Here is a 19,053-nt window from a genome sequence, read left to right on the forward strand (position 1 = left end):
ACTGTGATCAGGTGCAGACAACGGGTGAGAGAACACCGGGTGAGAGAACACCGGGTGTGGGCCGGTTCTGGTGGGAGGGCGCCCGTCCGCTCGGTGCCGACGTCACGCCGTTGGAGGCCCTGGTCTTCGACCTCGAGGCGTTGACCGACCTCGATCACGACGTGCACCGGCTGGTGTTCAACGCCGCGTTCGCCGCGCACCGGGTGCCCATCGCGTGGTCTGAGGCCCGGTACCGGCGGCTGCGGGTGCTGCGCGACGAACGCCGGCGGGTACTGGCCGAACTGCGCAACCACTGCGTCGGCCCCGAGTGCGACGTGCTGATCGAACTGCTCGCCGACGAGATCTGCTCGACGAAGGCGACGATGTTCGACGAGATGGTGCTCGACGTCGGCGCGACCCCGCGGCCCGGCCTCGACGACCTCGTCGGCGACGCCTTCGCCGCCGGCGTCCCGGTCGCGGTCGTGACCGCCGGCCGCCGCGCCTGGGTGGAGCCGCTGGTGCGCCAGCTCGTGGGGGAGGGACAGGTCGAGACGATCGTCACCCGCGACGACGTGACCACGCCCGGCGTCGACGCCTACCGCCTGGCACTGGACGAGCTCGGTGTCACCAACGACCGCGTCGTCGCGGTGACCGGCACGACGGCGGGGCTGCGCGCAGCGACTGCGGCGGGACTGGCGACCATCCTCGTCGGTCAGCACGATGCGCCGCGCGATGAGGTGGCCGCGCTGGCGGTGCGCGCCGACTACGGTGGCGCCGAACCGCTGCGGCTGAGCGCATGCGAACGGCTCTACGCCCGCTCGACGGCCCGTAGGACCGCGCCCGCGGCATAGCGGACAGTTCTCGTCAGCCCCGAAGAATCTCGATGATGGCGCTGAAGTCCTTGTCGGCGTGATCGTTGGCGAACGCGGCGTACAGCTCGGCGGCGTGGCTGCCCAACGGTGCGGAAGCACCCGTCGACGACACCGCGGCCATGGCCAAACCGAGGTCCTTGTTCATCAGCGCCGCCGCGAACCCAGGCTTGAAGTCGTTGTTGGCCGGGGAGGTCGGTACCGGTCCCGGGACAGGGCAGTTCGTGTGCACCGCCCAACAGTTGCCGGTCGCGCCGGTGATGACGTCGAACAGCGACTGCGCCGACAACCCGAGCTTCTCGGCCAGGACGAACGCCTCACCGATCGCGATCTGCTGGACGGCGAGGACCATGTTGTTGCACAGCTTGGCGGCCTGACCGGTGCCCGACGCACCGCAGTGAACCACCTTGGCCGCCATCGGTTCCAGCACCGGACGGGCACGCGCGACGGCGTCGTCGTCACCCCCGACCATGAATGCCAAGGTCCCAGCGGTGGCGCCCTTGACCCCGCCGGAAACCGGCGCGTCGATCTGGGCGCACCCCTGCTCGACGGCGGCCGCGTTGATGTGGCGTGCGTCGTCCACCGAGATGGTGGAGGTGTCGATGAACAGCGTGCCGGCTCCCGCGGCGGGGAGCACCTCGTCGTAGAGGCTCTTCACGATCGCGCCGTTGGGGAGCGAGGTGATCACCACCTCGGCGCCGGACACCGCTTCGGCGCCGCTGTCGAACGTGGCGATGCCGTGGTCCTCCGCGGCGGCGCGCATCGCGGCCACCGGATCGAAACCCCGCACGGTGTGACCCGCCTTGGCCAGGTTGGCCGCCATCGGCCCGCCCATGTTGCCCAGCCCGAAGAACGCAATCGTGCTCACTGTTGACTTCTCCCGTCGCCGCTCATGCCGACGTGCGTGCCGTGGCCGCCTCTGTTTGATTGCGGGCTCGGCCCGCGACAGCCCGTCCGATGACCACGCGCATGATCTCGTTGCTGCCCTCGAGGATCCGATGCACCCGCAGATCGCGGACGATCTTCTCCACCCCGTACTCGCGTAGATATCCGTAGCCGCCGTGCAATTGCAGCGCCTGATCGGCTACGTCGAAGCAGGCGTCGGTGACGTAACGCTTCGCCATCGCACACAACTCCACCTTGTCGGGATGGTTGTCGTCGAGTGCGCTCGCCGCCCGCCACAACAACGTACGGGACGTCTGCAGTGCGGTCGCCATATCGGCCAGGGCGAACCGGACGGTCGGCTCGTCGAGCAGGGCGGCGCCGAAGGCCTGCCGGTCGGCCAGATAGGCCGCCGCCTTCTCGTAGGCCGTCTGCGCGCCACCCAGCGAGCAGGCGGCGATGTTGAGACGCCCGCCGTTGAGTCCGTTCATCGCGATACCGAAACCACTGCCCTCCGCGCCGGTGCCACCGAGCATGTTCTCGGCCGGGACACGCGCACCGTCGAACACCACCTGCGCCGTGGGCTGGGCGTTCCAGCCCATCTTCTGTTCCTGGGCACCGAAACTGACGCCGGGCGTGTCCTTTTCGACCACGAACGCGGAGATGCCGCGCGGCCCCTCACTGCCGGTGCGGGCCATCACCACATACACGTCGGAAGTGCCCGCGCCGGAGATGAACTGCTTCACCCCGTCGAGAACGAAGTGGCCGCCCTCCCGAACGGCCCTGGTGCGCAACGCACTGGCGTCCGACCCCGCACCCGGCTCGGTGAGGCAGTAGCTGGCGATGCTGGCCATCGACGCCAGCCGCGGCACCCACGTCTTGCGCTGCTCTCCGGAGCCATAGGTGTCCACCATCCAGGCACACATGTTGTGGATCGACAGGAACGCCGCGACGGCCGGGTCGGCGGCGGACAGCTGCTCGAAGATGCGCACCGCATCGATGCGCCGCAACCCGCTGCCGCCGACGTCCTCGCGGCAGTAGATCGCCGCCATGCCCAGTTCGGCGGCCTCCCGCAGCACGTCGGTCGGGAAGTGGTGGGACTCGTCCCATTCCGCCGCGTACGGGGCCAGGCGTTTCTCGGCGAACGCGGCCGCCGTCTCGGCGATCACGCGCTCCTCGTCGTCGAGGCCAAAGTAGTCCATCAGCTTGAGTAGTCCATCAGCTCTATTTCATGGTGGGGATGACGAACTCGGCGCCATCCTTGATGCCCGACGGCCAGCGCTGCGTGACGGTCTTGGTCTTGGTGTAGAACAGGACCGAGTGCGGCCCGTGCTGGTTGAGGTCGCCGAAGCCGGAACGCTTCCACCCGCCGAAGGTGTGGTAGGACACCGGGACCGGGATCGGGACGTTGACCCCGACCATGCCGACCTGGACCTTGGCGACGAAGTCACGTGCGGTGTCGCCGTCGCGGGTGAAGATCGCCACGCCGTTGCCGTACTCGTGCTCGGTGGGCAGGCGCAGCGCCTCCTCGTAGTTGTCGGCGCGCACGATGCACAGCACCGGGCCGAAGATCTCGTCGGTGTAGATCGACATGTCCGGGGTGACGTGGTCGAACAGCGTCGGGCCGATGAAGTAGCCGCCCTCGAGGCTGTCGTCCCCGAACTGCATTTCGTCGCTGGAACGTTCGCGCCCGTCGACGACGGCCTCGGCGCCCGCCTCGACACCCTGGGTGATGTAGTCGCGGACCCGGTTGAGCGCGGCCTCGGTGACCAGCGGGCCGTAGTCGGCCTTCGGGTCGAGGCTGTGGCCGACGCGCAGGTTGTTCACCCGCTCGATCAGCCGGTTACGCAGCCGGTCGGCGGTCTCCTTGCCGACGGGCACCGCGACGCTGATGGCCATGCAGCGCTCACCCGCGCTGCCGTAGCCGGCGCCGATCAGCGCGTCGACGGCCTGGTCGAGGTCGGCGTCGGGCATCACGATCATGTGGTTCTTGGCGCCGCCGAAGCACTGGGCGCGCTTACCGTTGGCGGCCGCGCCCGCGTAGATGTACTGGGCGATGTCGGAGCTGCCGACGAAGCCGACGGCCTGGATGACCGGATGCTCGAGGATCGCGTCGACGGCTTCCTTGTCGCCGTGGACGACCTGGAACACGCCCGCGGGCAGCCCGGCCTCGATGAACAACTCCGCGAGCCGCACGGGCACCGACGGGTCGCGCTCGGAGGGCTTGAGGATGAAGGCGTTACCGCAGGCCAGCGCAGGACCGGCTTTCCACAGCGGGATCATCGCGGGGAAGTTGAACGGCGTGATGCCGGCGACGACGCCGAGCGGCTGGCGCATGGAGTACACGTCGATGCCGGTGCCCGCGCCCTCGGTGTACTCACCCTTGAGCAGGTGCGGGATGCCGATCGCGAACTCGATGACCTCGATGCCGCGCTGGATGTCGCCCTTGGAGTCGGCGACGGTCTTGCCGTGTTCCAGGCTGAGCAGCTCTGCCAACTCGTCCACGTGCTGATTGACCAGCTCGACGAAGCGCATCATGACGCGGGCGCGGCGCTGCGGGTTCCACGCCGCCCATTCCCTTTGGGCCTCCGCGGCGCCGGCCACCGCGGCGTCCACATCGGCGCGCGAACCGAGTAGGACCTGGGCCTGCACCGCTCCGGTGCTCGGGTTCATCACGTCCGCGGTTCGGCTGGACTCACCCGCGGTGCGCTTGCCGTCGATGAAGTGCTGGATCTGATTGGTCATGAAATGCCCCTCGTTCGAGATACTAGGACATCCTAGTAAGTGGTCGGGGTGATTGACAAGAGGCCGGCGGTCATCGGCGGCGCAGGCCCTCGACGTAGGCCTGACACGCGTCCCACGTCGGCAGCAGCCCCGCCTGGCGCGCCTGGTCCAGCGTGGGGGCATCGGCGTCGCGGTCGGAGACCACCAGCTCACCGTCGAAGTTCCAGTCGATGTCCAGCGCCGGATCGGTGGGTGACACCGTGTGCTCGCGGGCCGGGTCGTAGCCCGTCGAGCACAGATACATCACCGTCGAATCGTCCTGCAGCGCAAGGAAAGCATGGCCCAGTCCCTCCGCGAGGTAGATCGATCGGCGGTCCCGGCCGTCGAGCAGCACCGCATCCCAGCGGCCGAACGTCGGTGAGCCGACCCGGATGTCGACCGCCACGTCGCACACCGCACCGCGCACACAGGTGACGTACTTGGCTTGACCCGGCGGCACCGCGGCGAAGTGCAACCCGCGCAGCACGCCGGCCCGCGACACCGAACAGTTGGCCTGTCGGATGTCGAGGCGGTGGCCGGCGAATCCGGTGAATTCGCGGTCGGTGAACCACTCGAAGAACAACCCGCGCGGGTCGGCGTGCACGGTCGGGGTGATCTCCCACGCGCCGGGCACCGTCAACTCCCGCGCCGTCACTGGCCGCGCTCCGCGTACGCCGCTTCGGCGGCGTCCTTGAGCGGCCGCCACCACGCCTCGTTGTCGCGATACCACTGCACGGTCGACCGCAGCCCTTCCTCGAAGTCCAGATGCGCCGGCGACCAACCCAGTTCCGAATAGAGCGGCGACGGGTCGATGGCGTAACGCAGATCGTGGCCGGCGCGGTCGGTGACGTGGTCGAAGTCGTCGGGATCGCGGTCCATGATCCGCAGCAGCGTGCGCAGCACCGTGAGGTTGTCCCGCTCACCCTCCGCGCCGATCAGATACGTCCGGCCCACCACACCGTCGCGCAGGATCCGCCACACCGCGCTGTTGTGGTCCTCGACGTGGATCCAGTCCCGTACGTTGGCGCCGGTGCCGTAGAGCTTGGGCCGTCGCCCGGTCAGCACGTTGGTGATCTGGCGCGGGATGAACTTCTCCACGTGCTGATAGGGCCCGTAGTTGTTCGAGCAGTTCGAGATCGTCGCGCGCACACCGTAGGACCGCACCCACGCCCGCACCAGTAGATCCGCGGCCGCCTTGGTCGACGAGTACGGGCTCGACGGGTTGTACGGCGTCGACTCGGTGAAACGGCGGTCCTCGCCGAGCGCGAGATCGCCGTACACCTCGTCGGTGGAGACGTGGTGGAGCCGGGCGCCGGCCCGGCGCACTGCCTCGAGCACCGTGTAGGTGCCGACGACATTGCTCTGCACGAACGGCCCGGGATCGGCCAGCGCGTTGTCGACGTGGGTTTCGGCGGCGAAATGCACGACGGCGTCGGCCTCGGCGACGAGCCCGCCGACCAACCCGGCATCGGCCACGTCGCCTTCGACCAGCCGGATCCGGTCCGCGACCGGCGCAAGGGACTCGGGACTGCCCGCATAGGTGAGCGCGTCGAGGACCGTCACCGCATAGTCAGGATACTCACGGACGGTGGCGTGCACGAAGTTCGCGCCGATGAACCCCGCACCGCCGGTGACCAGCAACCGCATGGATCAAACCCTAGCGGGCAGCCTCCGCTCAGCCCTTCAACCCGAGGGGGCCCGCCAACTCCTTCAGCGTCGGGATCAACTTGTCCCGTCCGCCCAGCACCTGGATGGCCACGTGGTCGGCACCGCGCTCGTGGTGTTCTTCGAGGCGCGCGGCGACGGCCTCGGCGGTGCCGTGGGCGACCACCGCGTCGATCAGGTTGTCGCTACCCGGTTCGGCGACGTCTTCGTCGGTGAAGCCAAGCCGCTTCCAGTTGTTCACGTAGTTGCTCAGGCCGAGGTAGAACTGGACGGTCTCGCGGCCGATCGCGCGCGCCTCGTCGACGTCGGTGCTCAGTACCACCTTGTGCTCGGGGGCGAGGAACACCGTCGGGCCGACGAGATTGCGGGCCTGGCCGGTGTGCTCGGGGGTGGTCAGGTACGGGTGGGCGCCCGCGCTGCGCCGAGCCGCCAGTTGGAGCACCTTCGGCCCCAGCGCGGCGATCACCAGCCGACTGGTCGGCACCTTGGCCGCGTCGAGCTTGTCGATGTACTGGACCAGCACGTCGTAGGGCTTGCGGTACTCCTGGGTGGCCTCCGGGTGCCCTATCCCGATGCCGAGCAGGAACCGGCTCGGATACTTATCCTCGATGCGGTGATACGACGCGGCCACGTCCTCGGCCGGTGACGCCCACACGTTCACGATCCCGGTGGCAACCTGCAATGTCTCCGTCGCGTCCAAGATCGGCTCGACGAACTCCAGATCCGCGGCGGGGGACGCGCCGACCCACACCGCGCCGTAACCGAGCTGTTCGATCTGCGCCGCCTGCTCCGGTTTCGGGGCCCCGGGAGTCCAGACGCCGTAGCGGCCCAGGCCGGGCTTGAGTGAAACCCCTTCGGTCATGTCAGGTCCCTTCAGTCGTCTTCGAGCCGGATCACCGGTGGGCGAGCGGTCCGGCCAGTCCGGCCACCAGCTTGTCAGGCCCGGTCAGCACCTGCACGGGCACCTGGTCGGCTCCGGCGTCGAGGTGCTGGTTCGGGCGGGGCCGCGATGGCGTGGACGGTGCCGTAGCCGCGACGGTGTCCACCAACCGATTACTACCCGGTTCTGCCACGCCTGGTGGGGAGGTCGGTCTGGTCGCATTCGTCCATCGCGGTGGCGAATGGGCGGGTGGTCAGTCGGTGTGGGGTGTGCGGGTGAGAAGGACTTTGAGCGCACCGGTCTCGCCCGGGCGGCTGAACACGTCGTAGGCGAGGTCGAATTCGTCCATGCCGAAATGGTGGGTGACCATCGGCGCGGTGTCGATCTGGTGGCCCGCCACCAGGCCGATCAGGGTGGGGGTGGAGTGGGTGTCCACCAATCCCGTGGTGATCGTGAGGTTCTTGATCCAGATGTCTTCGAGATGGAGTGTCGCCGGTTTCCCGTGGACTCCGATGTTGGCCACGTGCCCGCCGGGCCGCACCAGCCCAACCGCCTGTTCGAAGGTTTCCGGCACACCGACGGCTTCCATCACCACGTCGGCGCCCAGGCCATCGGTGAGGCCGTCGATGACCGCGCGCACGTCCTGGGACGTGGAGTCCACCACGATGTCGGCCCCGACGGTGGTGGCCGCCTTGAGCCGGCTTTCGGCGATGTCGATCACCACGATGTGGCTGGGGCTGTACAGCTTCGCCGTCAGCACGGCCGCCAGACCAATGGGTCCGGCGCCCACGATCGCCACCACGTCCCCCGGCCGCACCGCGGCGCTCAGCACACCTACCTCGTAGGACGTGGGCAGGATGTCGGCGAGTAACACCATCTGCTCATCGCCGACGCCCGGCGGCACCTTGTGGGTGGAGTTGTCGGCGAACGGCACGCGGACGTACTCGGCCTGCGTGCCGTCGATGAGGTGGCCGAGAATCCATCCGCCCCCGCCGAGGCACTGGCTGTACTGCCCGTTCCGGCAGTAGCGGCAGCTGCCGCAAGCGCTGATGCACGACACCAGCACTCGGTCGCCGACAGCGAGGTTGTCGACGGCGGCGCCGATCTCGGTCACGGTGCCCACCGCCTCGTGGCCGAGGATGCGGCCGGGCTGCACCTCGGGGACGTCGCCTTTGAGGATGTGCAGATCGGTCCCGCAGATGGTGACCGCGTCGACGCGGACGATGGCGTCGGTGGCGCGTTCGATCACCGGGTCGGGCACCTGCTCCCACGAGCGCCTACCCGGGCCGTGGTAAACCATTGCATGCATTGACGGTCCTCCTTGCAGTGTGTTGGCTTCCGTTGTTGGTGTCAAAACGCCAGGCAGCAGATCTGCTGTGCTTCGGCCACCGAGTCGGCCAAGGGGCGGCCGGTGTCGACGCGGTGGGCGCCCGACCAGACGGGTGCGGTGATGCCGGCGGCGAGTTCCGGCGTGGCGTCCGACGCCGTCGCCGATCGCCGCTCGATGCGCTCCTGGGCCGCCGAAAGGCCGGTGGCGCACGCTAATTCGACCAGCACGGCGAAAGCCTCCTCGGCGCACCTGCGGGCCGCCCGACGCTGTCGCGGGTCGCGCCAGGTGCCGTCGAGGATCACCGACTCCCCGTGTGCCAGCAGCGCCGCGGCCCGGGCGAGCACCGTGTCGTAGACGAGTGCCACGTTATCCGGGGAGTACAGTCCGCTGTCCAGTGCGCCGGCGTCGCCATGAAGGGTTCCGCTGCCCTGCAGTTCGCGACGCACGTTGTCGGTCGAGATCACCTGTGCGCCGACGGAATCGCCGAGTGCTTCGGACAGCGTGGTCTTGCCGGTGCCGGGACCCCCGCCGACGAGCACCAGCCGGACCGTGGCTGCCCTGAGATGGTGGGCGGCCAGTTCCAGATGCCGCCGGGCGTCCGCCGCCGCCCCACTGCGGCCCTGAGCGACTCGGATGCAGTCCACCTTGGCGCGTACGACGGCGCGGTAGGCGATGTAGAAGTCGATCAGCGAGCGCGGCGCGGTGTCACCGGCGAGCTGCAGGTACTGGCCGAGGAAGTGGTCCGCCAGATCACGCCGGCCCAGGAACTCCAGATCCATCGCCAGGAAAGCTGCGTCGTCGATGCCGTCGACGAACCGGAGCCGGTCGTCGAATTCGAGGCAGTCCAGCGCGATGGGACCGTCGGGCGTGCAGAAGACGTCGTCTGCGATCAGGTCACCATGACCGTCGACGATGCGACGGTCGGCAATGCGCCCGGCGAACAGCGGGGCTCTGCCGTCGAGGTAACGCAAAGCCAGGCGGCGGATCTCGTCGACGGCGCCGGCGGACACCGTGTCGGCGTGGTGGTCGAGTTCGGTGAGGTTCTCACACCATCGCTCCCCGACGGCGGCGGTCGTCGCGCAGGCGTCGATCTCGGTGGACCGCTCCGCGGTGGCATGGAAGCGGGCCAGCGTACTCGCCAGCCTGGTGAGGTGGTGTTCGGTCGGCTCTCCCCGCGCCACCATGGACCTCAGCCGGTAGTCGTCGGGGTAGCGGTGCATCACCACGACCGGTTCCGGCGCATCGTGCCCGGGGCTCTGCAGATGCGCCACCCCGAGGTAACTGCCCGGCGCGAGTCGGCTGTTGAGCGCGACTTCACGGGCGCAGACCGCTTCGCGCTGCCCGGCGGTGCGGAAATCGAGGAAGTCGGTCACGACCGGCTTCTTGACCTTGTACGCCTTGTCCCCCAGCAGGACCACCACACCGGTGTGGGTCTCGTGCACCTCGGCGGCCAGATCGGCCACCTGGGCGGCCTCGGCAGCAGCGTTGTCCTCCATGGCGGTCATGGTCCAATCGTGGCTGGCCGGCGCGCGGCGGCCCAGCGGCCTTCGGCCATCCGTGCCGGGCGGAAGGTCCCGACCCGGTGGGCCCTTAGTCCTCATCGTCCCTCATCGTCCCTCATCGTCCCTCATCGTCCCTCATCGTCCCTCGTCGTCGCAGCCGGTGTCGCAGCCGGTGTCGCAGCGAGTGACGAAATACCCTTGCCGCCGCGATGCCGGTGCTGTGACCGTGGTCAAAGGCACGTCGAGAGGAGACAAGGTCGATGACCGCGACACGACCCGACATCGAAACCATCAGCGACGCGGTGCAGCTGGCGTGCCGGGCTCCGTCGGTTCACAACAGCCAGCCGTGGCGCTGGGTCGCCGACCGGTCGGGGTTGCAACTCTTCCTCGACACCGACCGGCGGCTGGCGACTGATCACTCCGGCCGGGAAGCCCTGCTGAGTTGCGGCGCCGTGCTGGATCACCTGCGGGTGGCCATGGCGGCCAGCGGCTGGATCGCGCACCTCGAGCGCTACCCCAACCCCAACAACCACCGGCACCTGGCCGCCATCGACTTCTCTCCGATGTCGTATGTGACCGGAGGTCACCGCGCCCGGGCCGAGGCGATTGCCCGGCGCCGCACCGACCGGCTGCCGTTCGGGGCACCCCCGGAGTGGGACGCGCTGGAGATCCGGCTGCGCGGGGCCATCGACGAATCGGTGGCGATGCTGGACGTCATCGCCGACGACGCTCGTTCGCGGCTCGCAGAAGCTTCCCGGCTCACCGAGTCGCTGCGCCTCTACGACTCCGGTTACCACGCCGAATTGAGTTGGTGGACAGGGTCCCTGCCGGTATCCGACGGTATTCCGCAGAGCTCGTTGGTGTCGGCCGCCGAAAGCGATCGGGTGGACATCGGCCGCCACTTCCCGGCCACCCACGGTGGTGCCGAGCGGCGCATCAACGTACCCGAGGATCGGTCCAAGGTGCTGGTGATTTCGGCGCACGACGACACCAACCGCGACGTGCTGCGCTGCGGCGAGACACTGTCGCAGCTCCTGCTGGAAGCGACGATGGCGGGGATGGCCACCTGCACGCTGACCCACCTGACCGAACTGCGGGCCAGTCGCGACATCGTCTCGGCTCTCGTCGACCGGGATCTGCCGCAGGTGCTGGTCCGGGTCGGAACGGCGCCCGCAGTCGAGGACGCCCCACCACCGACGCCCCGGCGTCGTCTGGACGAGGTGCTCGAGGTGCGGTCGTGACCGGGCGGACGCCGGTTGTCGTGGTAGGCCACGGCACATGATCTGGCCACCGCCGAGATCACAGGGCGCGAAGTGTTCACCGCAGCGGCCACGCCTCATCGGTGCACCTGTTCCTCGAGAGAGCAGCCATGGTCACCGTATTCCTCGTCGATGATCACGAAGTCGTTCGCCGTGGGCTGGTCGACCTGCTCAGCGTCGAGCCGGAACTCGAGGTGATCGGCGAAGCGGGCTCGGTGTCGGAGGCGCTGGCCCGCATCCCGGCGCTGCGTCCCCAGGTCGTCGTCCTCGACGTGCGACTGCCCGACGGCAACGGCATCGAACTTTGCCGCGAACTGCTCTCCCGGCTGCCCGACCTGCGGTGCCTGATGCTCACCTCCTTCACCTCCGACGAGGCCATGGTCGACGCGATCCTCGCCGGCGCCAGCGGATACGTGATCAAGGACATCAAGGGCATGGAACTGGCCAAGGCGATCAAGGAGGTCGGAGCGGGCCGCTCCATGCTGGACAACCGGGCAGCCGCCGCGCTCATGGGGAGGTTGCGTGGGGCCGCCGAAAAAGCCGATCCGCTGTCCGGGCTCAGCGTTCAGGAACGCGTGCTGCTGGGGCTACTCGAGGAGGGACTGACCAACAAACAGATCGCCGCACGGATGTTCCTGTCCGAGAAGACCATCAAGAACTACGTGTCCCGGCTGCTGGCGAAGCTGGGGCTGGAACGTCGCACCCAGGCGGCGGTCTTCATGTCGGGGCTCCACCGCGATCACGGGCCCGCCGACGACCGCTAGTGCAGTTCGTCGATTTCGTTTCGCGGATCTCGGCTGTCCATTCGATGATCGACGGTGCCAGGATGGCCTCATGACCGGTGCCCGGCCGAATGATCAAAGCAGCATCCGTCCGATCCGTGAAACACTGTCACAGCTGCGGCTGCGCGAGTTGCTGACCGAGGTGCAAGATCGGGTCGAGGAGATCGTGGCGGGTCGGGACCGGCTCGAGGGCCTGGTCGAGGCGATGCTCACGGTGACCTCCGGGCTTCAGCTCGACGCCACCCTGCGCACCATCGTGCACACCGCCATCGAGTTGCTCGATGCCCGCTACGGGGCACTGGGCGTCCGCGGACACGACCACGAACTGGTCGAATTCATCTACGAGGGCATCGACGAACCCACCCGAGAGGCGATCGGATCGCTGCCACAGGGGCGGGGTGTCCTCGGTCTGCTGATCGACGACCCCAAGCCGATCCGCCTGGACAACATCCACGACCACCCCGCATCCGTGGGGTTCCCCGACCATCACCCACCGATGCGCACCTTCCTGGGTGTGCCGATCAGGATCCGTGACGAAGTCTTCGGCAATCTGTATCTCACCGAGAAGGCGTCGGGTCAACCGTTCAGCGAGGACGACGAAGTGCTCGCCCAGGCGCTCGCCGCCGCAGCCGGTATCGCCATCGACAACGCCCGGCTGTTCGAGCAGTCCCGCACCCGGCAGGCGTGGATCGAAGCCACCCGCGACATCGCCACCGAGCTGCTCGACGGCGGCGATCCCGCCCGGGTGTACCGCCTGGTGGCGGAGGAGTCACTCAAACTGACCCATGCCGACGTCGCCTTCGTCGCCGTGCCCACCGACGAGGAGGCCCCGCTCAGCGAAGTCCGCGAGCTCATCATCATCGAAGCTGCCGGCGACACCCGCACCGAGCTGTCCAACACGGCTCCGATCACCGTCGCAGGTACTCGGATCGGCGGAGCGTTCCTCAATCGCGCACCCACGCTGACCGACGCCATCGACACCGTGACGGGCTTGCTCGACGGCGGCGGTCCCGCGCTGATCCTGCCCATGAGGACAGCGGAGACGGTGACGGGTGTGGCGGTGTTGCTTCGGCGCGCCGGCAGCCAGGTCTTCACCGACGAGCAGCTGCAGATGATGGCCGGCTTCGTCGATCAGGCGGCGCTGGCGTGGCAGGCCGCGGTCGCGCAGCGCCGCATTCGGGAGCTCGCCATCCTGACCGATCGCGACCGGATCGCCCGCGACCTGCACGACCACGTGATCCAGCGGCTGTTCGGGGTCGGGTTGGCGTTGCAGGGCACCATTCCCCGCTCCCGCAACCCCGATGTGAAACGCCGCCTCACCGAATGCGTGGACGACCTGCAGAACGTCATCCAGCAGATCCGCACCGCCATCTTCGACCTCCAGGGCGGCCCGCCGAGCGCCACCCGGCTGCGGCAACGGCTCGACGAAGCGATCACCCGGTTCGCCGTCGCGGAGCTGCGCACGACGGTGCAGTACGTGGGGCCACTGTCGGTGGTGGGCGCCGACCTCGCCGACCACGCCGAAGCAGTGGTGTCCGAAGCGGTCAGCAATGCCGTCCGGCATGCGCACGCCACCGAGGTGACCGTGCTGGTCACCGTGGAAGACGACCTGCGAATCGAGGTTCGGGACAACGGTGTCGGCGTTCCCGACAACCTGACCGAAAGTGGACTGGCGAACCTGCGCCGCCGCGCCGAGGAGGCCAACGGTGAGTTCACCGTCGGCCCCGCCGACGGCGGGGGCACCTGCTTGTGCTGGAGCGCCCCGCTGGCATGAGAGGTAGGCGGCGACTCAGCCGCGCGGGTCGCCCCAGCGGACCGCGGCTCCACAGGGCGTCTCCACAGGGCGTCGAGTCCAGGCACGGTCGCACTCCTATTCCCAGGGTGAGCCGTCGAGCCGGGACACCACCTCGGCCAGCGGGCGGCGCGGGGTCGGCGGCAGTGGATCGGCGTTGACCGGCGCCCAACCGACCCTGAAAAGCAGCTGGGGTAACCCGCTCTCCTCGAACACCTCTCGTCGGACGGCGTCGCGGGTGGCGGGGATCTCCAGGGGCTCGGTGACCGGGCAGGTCGCCAGCCCCAGCGCCGTCGCGGTGAGCAGCGCCAGGCTCGTCGCCTCGCCGGCGCGCAACCGCGCCAGCCCATCGTCGGCGGCGGTGCCCAATGCGAGCAGCACCGCATTGTCTTCGGCGGGGTCGGCGCCCGGCGGCTGGTCGAGTGCCGCGCCGGCGAACACGCGACCCGGCACCGGAGATTCGGCGACGGAAGCGGGCACACTGGCGGCGGGCACGCCGGAGGTCCAGGCGTGCCGTCCGCTCCAGGTGGCCAGTTCGGCGCGGTACCCGTGATCGGCGGCGTGTTGGCGCACCGCGCTCGCCACGGCGGACCGGAGCTCCGACGTGGCCTCTACGCGGCGCATCATGACCCCTGCACGGGCGGCGCGCGCACCGATCAGCGCGATGTCACCGGCGGCGACCGGCCAGGCGCTGTAGAGCCTGCGGTCGGTGCGTCGGCGGGGGATCGCGGCGGCCAGCGCGATGTCGACTTCGTGCGGTGATTGGCGGTGCATTTCGACGGCCGCCAGGTGCCACGGGTCGGCGTCGTTGGGGAAGCGGTGAATCTCCGCACGCCACCCCAATGCTGCCGACGCGATCACGCAGTGGTTGAGCGCGGCGCCACAGCTGATCAAGAGCTCCCGGGCGCCGGGATCGGTATGGGGCAGATGTAGTGTGTGATCGGCGTAAAGCTGCAAGGTGTTGTGCCCGACGCGCCAGTGCCACGGTTGCGAATTGTGGATCGACGGGGCGCGCACCGCCAATGACAGCGCGGCGCGCACCGTCTCCCTATCGGGTCCTGGTGTCGGCATGGTGGCCATCCTCTTTCGTTGCATCGCTCAGTGTCTTTTCGCTCAGTGCTTTTTCGTTCAGTGCCGGCATGAGCACCTGTGGGCATGGCCGTGAAGCGCCGTGGCGGTCTCGTTGCTGTGGGGGTGCAGTTTGCGGTAGAGCCGTGTGCTGACCCCACTTACGGCGTCATGGCTGTTCACTGGTGCCCTTTTCTGCGGACGGTCCACGCCAGGTAGTCGTCGCATCTGGCACGCAGCGCGTCGGTGGAGCCGAACAGTCCTGCGGCGGGTGCGGCGTCGGCGGGGACCGGTCGACGGTGTGGGGTCAGCGGTCATGACGCCCCTTTCCGAGAAGATGTCGAGGTTCCGTGGCTACCGAAACGTCTCCACTACACCGCGCGCGGGGGGATTGCGGATAGGGACCATCGGCCCGACCACGCCGCCGAAAGGCCCGCAGGCGGTGAGGCTCTGCGGTGGCGGACTGGTCTTCGGCGAGGACGAAGTAGTTCTCGCCGGCTGTTGCGGGCCGACGTGGAGCTGAGCGCAACGGTGTCGCACGGTCGACCGGTTGGGTCACGGCTGAACAGATTCCGGTCGACAAGGTGGTGACCGAGGTAGGGTTCTGTCACGTGAACGGGCGTGCCGAGCAACTCCATACCGCGGTCACACCGGCGAATTCGATGCAGGTGGCGCGCAGGTCGGCGACGACGAGCGCCAGGAGCGCTATCGGAATCATATTCTCGCAGGGACTTTCGGCCCTCACCAGCGGTGACTTTCTTCGCCGTGACTGCGGTCCTCGGACGCTACGCTGGCATTGTTTTCCCATGCGAGAGTCGGTGCCATGCAAGACGCCATCCATGTTCGTGACGTCTCCGACCCGTGCATGTCCGATTCTGAGGACGCCGGCGATGCCTCGTTCCACTCAACGAACGGGCACCTGATGATCGCAATCGTTCGGACCCGCTGGGAACTCGAAAAGCGCCTCTCAGTGGTCGACGCCACATTGCTCGGCTTCCACCGGGACCTGCACCGGTGGGTGGTGGGGGGTGCCGTCCGTCGTGCGCTGGCTGCCTGGATACATCAGCATGGGGATCGACGGCATTGGGATCGACGGCATGGGGATCGACGGCATGGAGATCGACGGAGTGTCGATCGTTTTCGCCCGGCGCGGGGGGGAACGCGTCGTCTCTGTGCGGCTGGGTACCGCCACAAGTCCCGCATCGCTACGGCCGAGCGGCGAATACCAGCCGAGGCCGCCGGTGGACGACTCGTGACGACGGCGCTCAGAAAGGACGTGCAATCGTGAACGGCACACGGCAGTTCTCCCCGGTTCTGGTGGGCATCGACGGGTCCGACGCGGCGATCAATGCCGCGATGTGGGCGGTGGAGGAGGCGGTCAGCCGATCCGTCCCCTTGGTGCTCATCTGCGTGATGAGGTCCATGCATCCGTCCGCCGACGAGTACCAACGGGAACTACACCACGCCGAGGCGTCACTTCGCGCGGCGCGCACGGCGGTCGAGGGCACTGGGCGTCCGGTGAAGGTGGACACGGAGATCGCGACCGGCCAGCCCGCGGCGGTCCTCATCGCCCGGTCCCGTGACGCACAACTCGTATGCGTCGGCTCGGTGGGGATCGGACGATACGCCAAGTCCATCTTGGGTTCCACCGCAACGGATGTCGCCGAGCAGGCCGACTGCCCGGTGGCCGTGATACGGCCACCCGACCCCGGCGGGTCGAGCGGAATCCGTTGGCTCCTCGCTGCGGCGGCCGGCGCACCCGACGACGAGGTCGTCATCTCAGGCGCGATGCGGGAAGCGCGACTCCGCGGATTGCCGGTGCTTCTCCTGGGACGGCAACCTCGGGATGGCGCCGGCCGCAACGAACTCGACCGCACCGTCGAGCAGTGGCGGAAGCGCTTCGACGACGTCCACATCTATCCGATCGCCGCCCGAGGGGGTGTCGCTCACTTCGTCCGTGAGCATGACGAACCGATCGACCTGACGGTGATAGGCGCGGCCGACGCCGGCGAACTCGGTGGAATACTGGGCCGGCCCGGCTATCCGAAGTTGACGCACGGCCGTTCGTCGGTCCTCGTGGTCCGGGGCTGAGTGGTCCGGGCACAGTGGTCCGGGGCACAGTCGAACTTCGACCATTCCTGACCCGGGCACTGGTGGGCACTGGCTGGTGGTCATGCCGCCCCATACCGCGACCTCACAAGCCGCCGGACCTCACAAGCCGCTGGGATATGTCTCGGGCGTCTCGCCGGCTTCCCACCCGCTGGTGACTTCCAGCGGTTCGAGTGCTCGCGTCTTGTCGACGTGGATGATCGCGTCGTACTGATCGGCAGGCCGGACATGGTAGTAGTGGCTCTGGCGCTCGGTGGCCGGAAGGTAGATGACGCCGATCGCGCGGCCCAACCGTACCGTCGACAGTGGTTCGGCGGCAGCGCGGCTGATCATCGGTGAGATGAGGAACGCGGGCCGGTCGGCCTCGTGGAACAACTCCTCGACGCTGCCGTTCAGCGCCGGCCGCACGACTTTGCGCTCGGCGGCGCCCCCCCATTCACTCGCCGCGGTGACGGTGCCGCTGTAAGTGGTCAGGCCGATCAGGCGGCAGCTGTCGCCGAATCGCTGGCGGGTGAGCTGACCCAGGGTCAGCTGACCGTCGGTGGCCACCTCGGTGGCTCTGGCGTCACCCACATGAGAGTTGTGGGCCCACACCACGATTCGTGCGGGCGTGCCGCCGCGGTGGCGGTCGAGGTGAGTCAACAGCGACTCCAGCGTCTTGGCCATGTGTCGATCACGCAGATTCCACGACGTCACCCGGCCGCTGAACATTGCACGGTAGTAGACCTCGGCGTCGCGGACGGTCTGAGCGTTCTGCTGGGCGTAGAACAGCTCGTCTTCGGCGACCAGGCCGTCGCGCCGCAGGTAGTCGATTGCGCTGCGGTGCATGTCGATCAACTGGTCCACCGCCTCGCGCTCACAGGACAGCCCCGCGCCGAAGGCGGCGGCGTAACCGTAGGCCTGACCGTCGTCGGCGGCCGCGTGGTCGAAGCAGGCGTAGCGGCGGCGCGCCCGGGCGGCGGCCCGCGGATCGACCCGGTCCAGGTAGGAGATCACCTCTTCCATGGAGCGGTGCAGGCTGTAGAGGTCCAGGCCGTAGAACCCGGTCTGGCGTTGATCGAGGAACGGGTGTTGTCGGTTGTGGGCGTGCAGCCACTCGACGAAGTCCCGCACCACCGTGTTGCGCCACATCCACGCCGGGAAGCGCTGGAATCCGCTCAGGGCCTGCTCTGCGTTGGTGTCCTGACCCAGGCCACGGACATAGCGGTTGACGCGGTAGGCGTCGGGCCAGTCCGCCTCCGCGGCGACTGCGCAGAAACCCTTCTGCTCGACGAGCCACTTGGTGATCGCTGCGCGCGCCGCGTAGAACTCGTGGGTGCCGTGTGAGCCCTCGCCGATCAGGACCACGCGGGCGTCACCGACGATCTCCTCCAGTGCGTCGGTCGGCGGCACACCGTTCGGTGCGTCCACCGCGCACCTGCGCACCACTGCGTCCGGTGTCGGGGTGGTCGCCGTGGCTTCGGTGGCGACGCCCGTCGTCGGGGTGGCGAGATACTCGCGGACCTCCTCGTCGCTGACCTGCCGGAAATCCCAGAAAGATTCGCCGACGGCGACGAATGGCGTCGGCATGCTGGCGCAGACCAGGTCATCGGCGAGGCCGAGTATCTCCTGGCAGGTCGACTCCGGCGCGGCGGGTACCGCCACCACGATCTCGGCCGGTTCGGCGTCGCGCAGGGCCTGCACCGCCGCCATCATGCTGGCTCCGGTCGCCAGTCCGTCGTCGACCAGGACGACCGTCTTGCCGGCCACGTCGAGCGGGGGGCGCCCGGGCCGGTAGGCGGCTTCCCTGCGGAACAGTTCGCGCCCTTCCCGCTCGGCGATGTCGCGCAGCTGCTGGGGGCTGACCCGCAGCGCGCGCACGATGTCGTCGTTGACCACCACGCGCCCCCCGGTGGCCAGCGCTCCCATCGCGAACTCCTCGTGCCCCGGCGCCCCCAGCTTACGCACGATGAACGCGTCGAGGGGAGCGTCGAGGGCCGCGGCGACCTCCCACGCCACCGGGATGCCGCCACGTGCCAGCCCCAACACGATCACGTCAGCTCTGCCCCGGTAGGCGGTGAGCAGGTTCGCCAACACCCGACCGGCCTCCCGGCGGTCCCGGAAGACCCGCCGGGGGCTTTGCAACGGTCGGTGAGTCTGAGTCATCGTCTTGTCCAATGAGCTTCGTCGCGGC

At 68.6% G+C, this 19,053-nt stretch carries 16 protein-coding genes and 2 pseudogenes; 7 read left to right on the forward strand and 11 right to left on the reverse strand.

Translation table 11 applies throughout. The features are described from left to right. The first annotated feature begins 11 nt into the window (after positions 1-11). A complete protein-coding gene (locus tag G6N07_RS03335; RefSeq protein WP_085192387.1) occupies positions 12-830 on the forward strand; it encodes an HAD family hydrolase in 819 nt (272 codons plus the stop codon). Positions 831-843: 13 nt separating this feature from the next. Here the strand turns inward: G6N07_RS03335 and mmsB are convergent, their stop codons facing one another. The 9 genes and pseudogenes from mmsB to G6N07_RS03380 form a co-directional block, all read right to left on the reverse strand. Further along, positions 844-1,716: a 3-hydroxyisobutyrate dehydrogenase gene (gene mmsB, locus G6N07_RS03340; RefSeq protein ID WP_085192386.1), complete on the reverse strand. Its 873-nt coding sequence runs from the start codon at positions 1,714-1,716 to the stop codon at positions 844-846. 22 nt (positions 1,717-1,738) lie between these two features. Then, entirely contained in the window at positions 1,739-2,932 is a 1,194-nt protein-coding gene (locus G6N07_RS03345) for an acyl-CoA dehydrogenase family protein (protein WP_085192385.1), read from the reverse strand. A gap of 22 nt (positions 2,933-2,954) precedes the next feature. Next, positions 2,955-4,475: a CoA-acylating methylmalonate-semialdehyde dehydrogenase gene (locus G6N07_RS03350; RefSeq protein WP_085192384.1), complete on the reverse strand. Its 1,521-nt coding sequence runs from the start codon at positions 4,473-4,475 to the stop codon at positions 2,955-2,957. Between the two features lie 70 nt (positions 4,476-4,545). Further along, the gene (locus G6N07_RS03355) at positions 4,546-5,148 is read right to left on the reverse strand and encodes a dTDP-4-dehydrorhamnose 3,5-epimerase family protein (RefSeq protein WP_085192383.1); all 603 of its coding nucleotides are present in this window, start codon (positions 5,146-5,148) and stop codon (positions 4,546-4,548) included. Next, positions 5,145-6,140 carry a dTDP-glucose 4,6-dehydratase gene (rfbB, locus tag G6N07_RS03360; protein WP_085192382.1) on the reverse strand — a complete coding sequence of 332 codons (996 nt, stop codon included), beginning with the start codon at positions 6,138-6,140 and terminating at the stop codon, positions 5,145-5,147. Before rfbB ends, G6N07_RS03355 begins: the two co-directional genes overlap by 4 nt. Positions 6,141-6,168: 28 nt before the next feature. Then, positions 6,169-7,020, reverse strand: coding sequence for an LLM class F420-dependent oxidoreductase (locus G6N07_RS03365; protein WP_085192381.1), 852 nt, complete (start codon positions 7,018-7,020; stop codon positions 6,169-6,171). 31 nt (positions 7,021-7,051) lie between these two features. Further along, positions 7,052-7,231 (reverse strand): annotated as a pseudogene (locus G6N07_RS03370) (LLM class F420-dependent oxidoreductase); the annotation flags it as partial. 60 nt (positions 7,232-7,291) lie between these two features. Beyond that, complete coding sequence (locus tag G6N07_RS03375) at positions 7,292-8,347, reverse strand: zinc-dependent alcohol dehydrogenase family protein (RefSeq protein WP_085192380.1); 1,056 nt, start codon at positions 8,345-8,347, stop codon at positions 7,292-7,294. A gap of 41 nt (positions 8,348-8,388) precedes the next feature. Beyond that, entirely contained in the window at positions 8,389-9,864 is a 1,476-nt protein-coding gene (locus tag G6N07_RS03380; protein ID WP_372507544.1) for a bifunctional aminoglycoside phosphotransferase/ATP-binding protein, read from the reverse strand. A gap of 266 nt (positions 9,865-10,130) precedes the next feature. Here G6N07_RS03380 and G6N07_RS03385 point away from each other — a divergent pair, with 266 nt between their 5' ends. The 3 genes from G6N07_RS03385 (at position 10,131) to G6N07_RS03395 (ending at position 13,685) form a co-directional block, all read left to right on the forward strand. Continuing rightward, positions 10,131-11,111 carry an Acg family FMN-binding oxidoreductase gene (locus G6N07_RS03385; protein ID WP_085192378.1) on the forward strand — a complete coding sequence of 327 codons (981 nt, stop codon included), beginning with the start codon at positions 10,131-10,133 and terminating at the stop codon, positions 11,109-11,111. Between the two features lie 128 nt (positions 11,112-11,239). Continuing rightward, positions 11,240-11,893, forward strand: coding sequence for a response regulator transcription factor (locus tag G6N07_RS03390; RefSeq protein WP_085192377.1), 654 nt, complete (start codon positions 11,240-11,242; stop codon positions 11,891-11,893). Between the two features lie 70 nt (positions 11,894-11,963). Then, positions 11,964-13,685: a GAF domain-containing sensor histidine kinase gene (locus G6N07_RS03395; RefSeq protein WP_085192376.1), complete on the forward strand. Its 1,722-nt coding sequence runs from the start codon at positions 11,964-11,966 to the stop codon at positions 13,683-13,685. A 96-nt stretch (positions 13,686-13,781) separates the two neighbouring features. Here the strand turns inward: G6N07_RS03395 and G6N07_RS03400 are convergent, their stop codons facing one another. Further along, entirely contained in the window at positions 13,782-14,774 is a 993-nt protein-coding gene (locus G6N07_RS03400; RefSeq protein WP_085192462.1) for an Acg family FMN-binding oxidoreductase, read from the reverse strand. 530 nt (positions 14,775-15,304) lie between these two features. Between G6N07_RS03400 and G6N07_RS03405 the strand changes: the two are divergent. From G6N07_RS03405 to G6N07_RS03415, 3 genes and pseudogenes are all read left to right on the forward strand, one after another. Then, positions 15,305-15,373 (forward strand): annotated as a pseudogene (locus G6N07_RS03405) (IS607 family transposase); the annotation flags it as partial. Positions 15,374-15,799: 426 nt separating this feature from the next. Then, positions 15,800-16,027 carry a hypothetical protein gene (locus tag G6N07_RS20865; RefSeq protein WP_085192375.1) on the forward strand — a complete coding sequence of 76 codons (228 nt, stop codon included), beginning with the start codon at positions 15,800-15,802 and terminating at the stop codon, positions 16,025-16,027. Positions 16,028-16,055: 28 nt separating this feature from the next. Then, complete coding sequence (locus G6N07_RS03415) at positions 16,056-16,862, forward strand: universal stress protein (protein ID WP_085192374.1); 807 nt, start codon at positions 16,056-16,058, stop codon at positions 16,860-16,862. Between the two features lie 120 nt (positions 16,863-16,982). Here G6N07_RS03415 and G6N07_RS03420 read toward each other — a convergent pair whose 3' ends face one another. Further along, a complete protein-coding gene (locus G6N07_RS03420; RefSeq protein ID WP_085192461.1) occupies positions 16,983-19,025 on the reverse strand; it encodes an erythromycin esterase family protein in 2,043 nt (680 codons plus the stop codon). Positions 19,026-19,053 lie beyond the last annotated feature (28 nt).

It is taken from the genome of Mycolicibacterium doricum (assembly GCF_010728155.1).
Taxonomy (GTDB): domain Bacteria; phylum Actinomycetota; class Actinomycetes; order Mycobacteriales; family Mycobacteriaceae; genus Mycobacterium; species Mycobacterium doricum.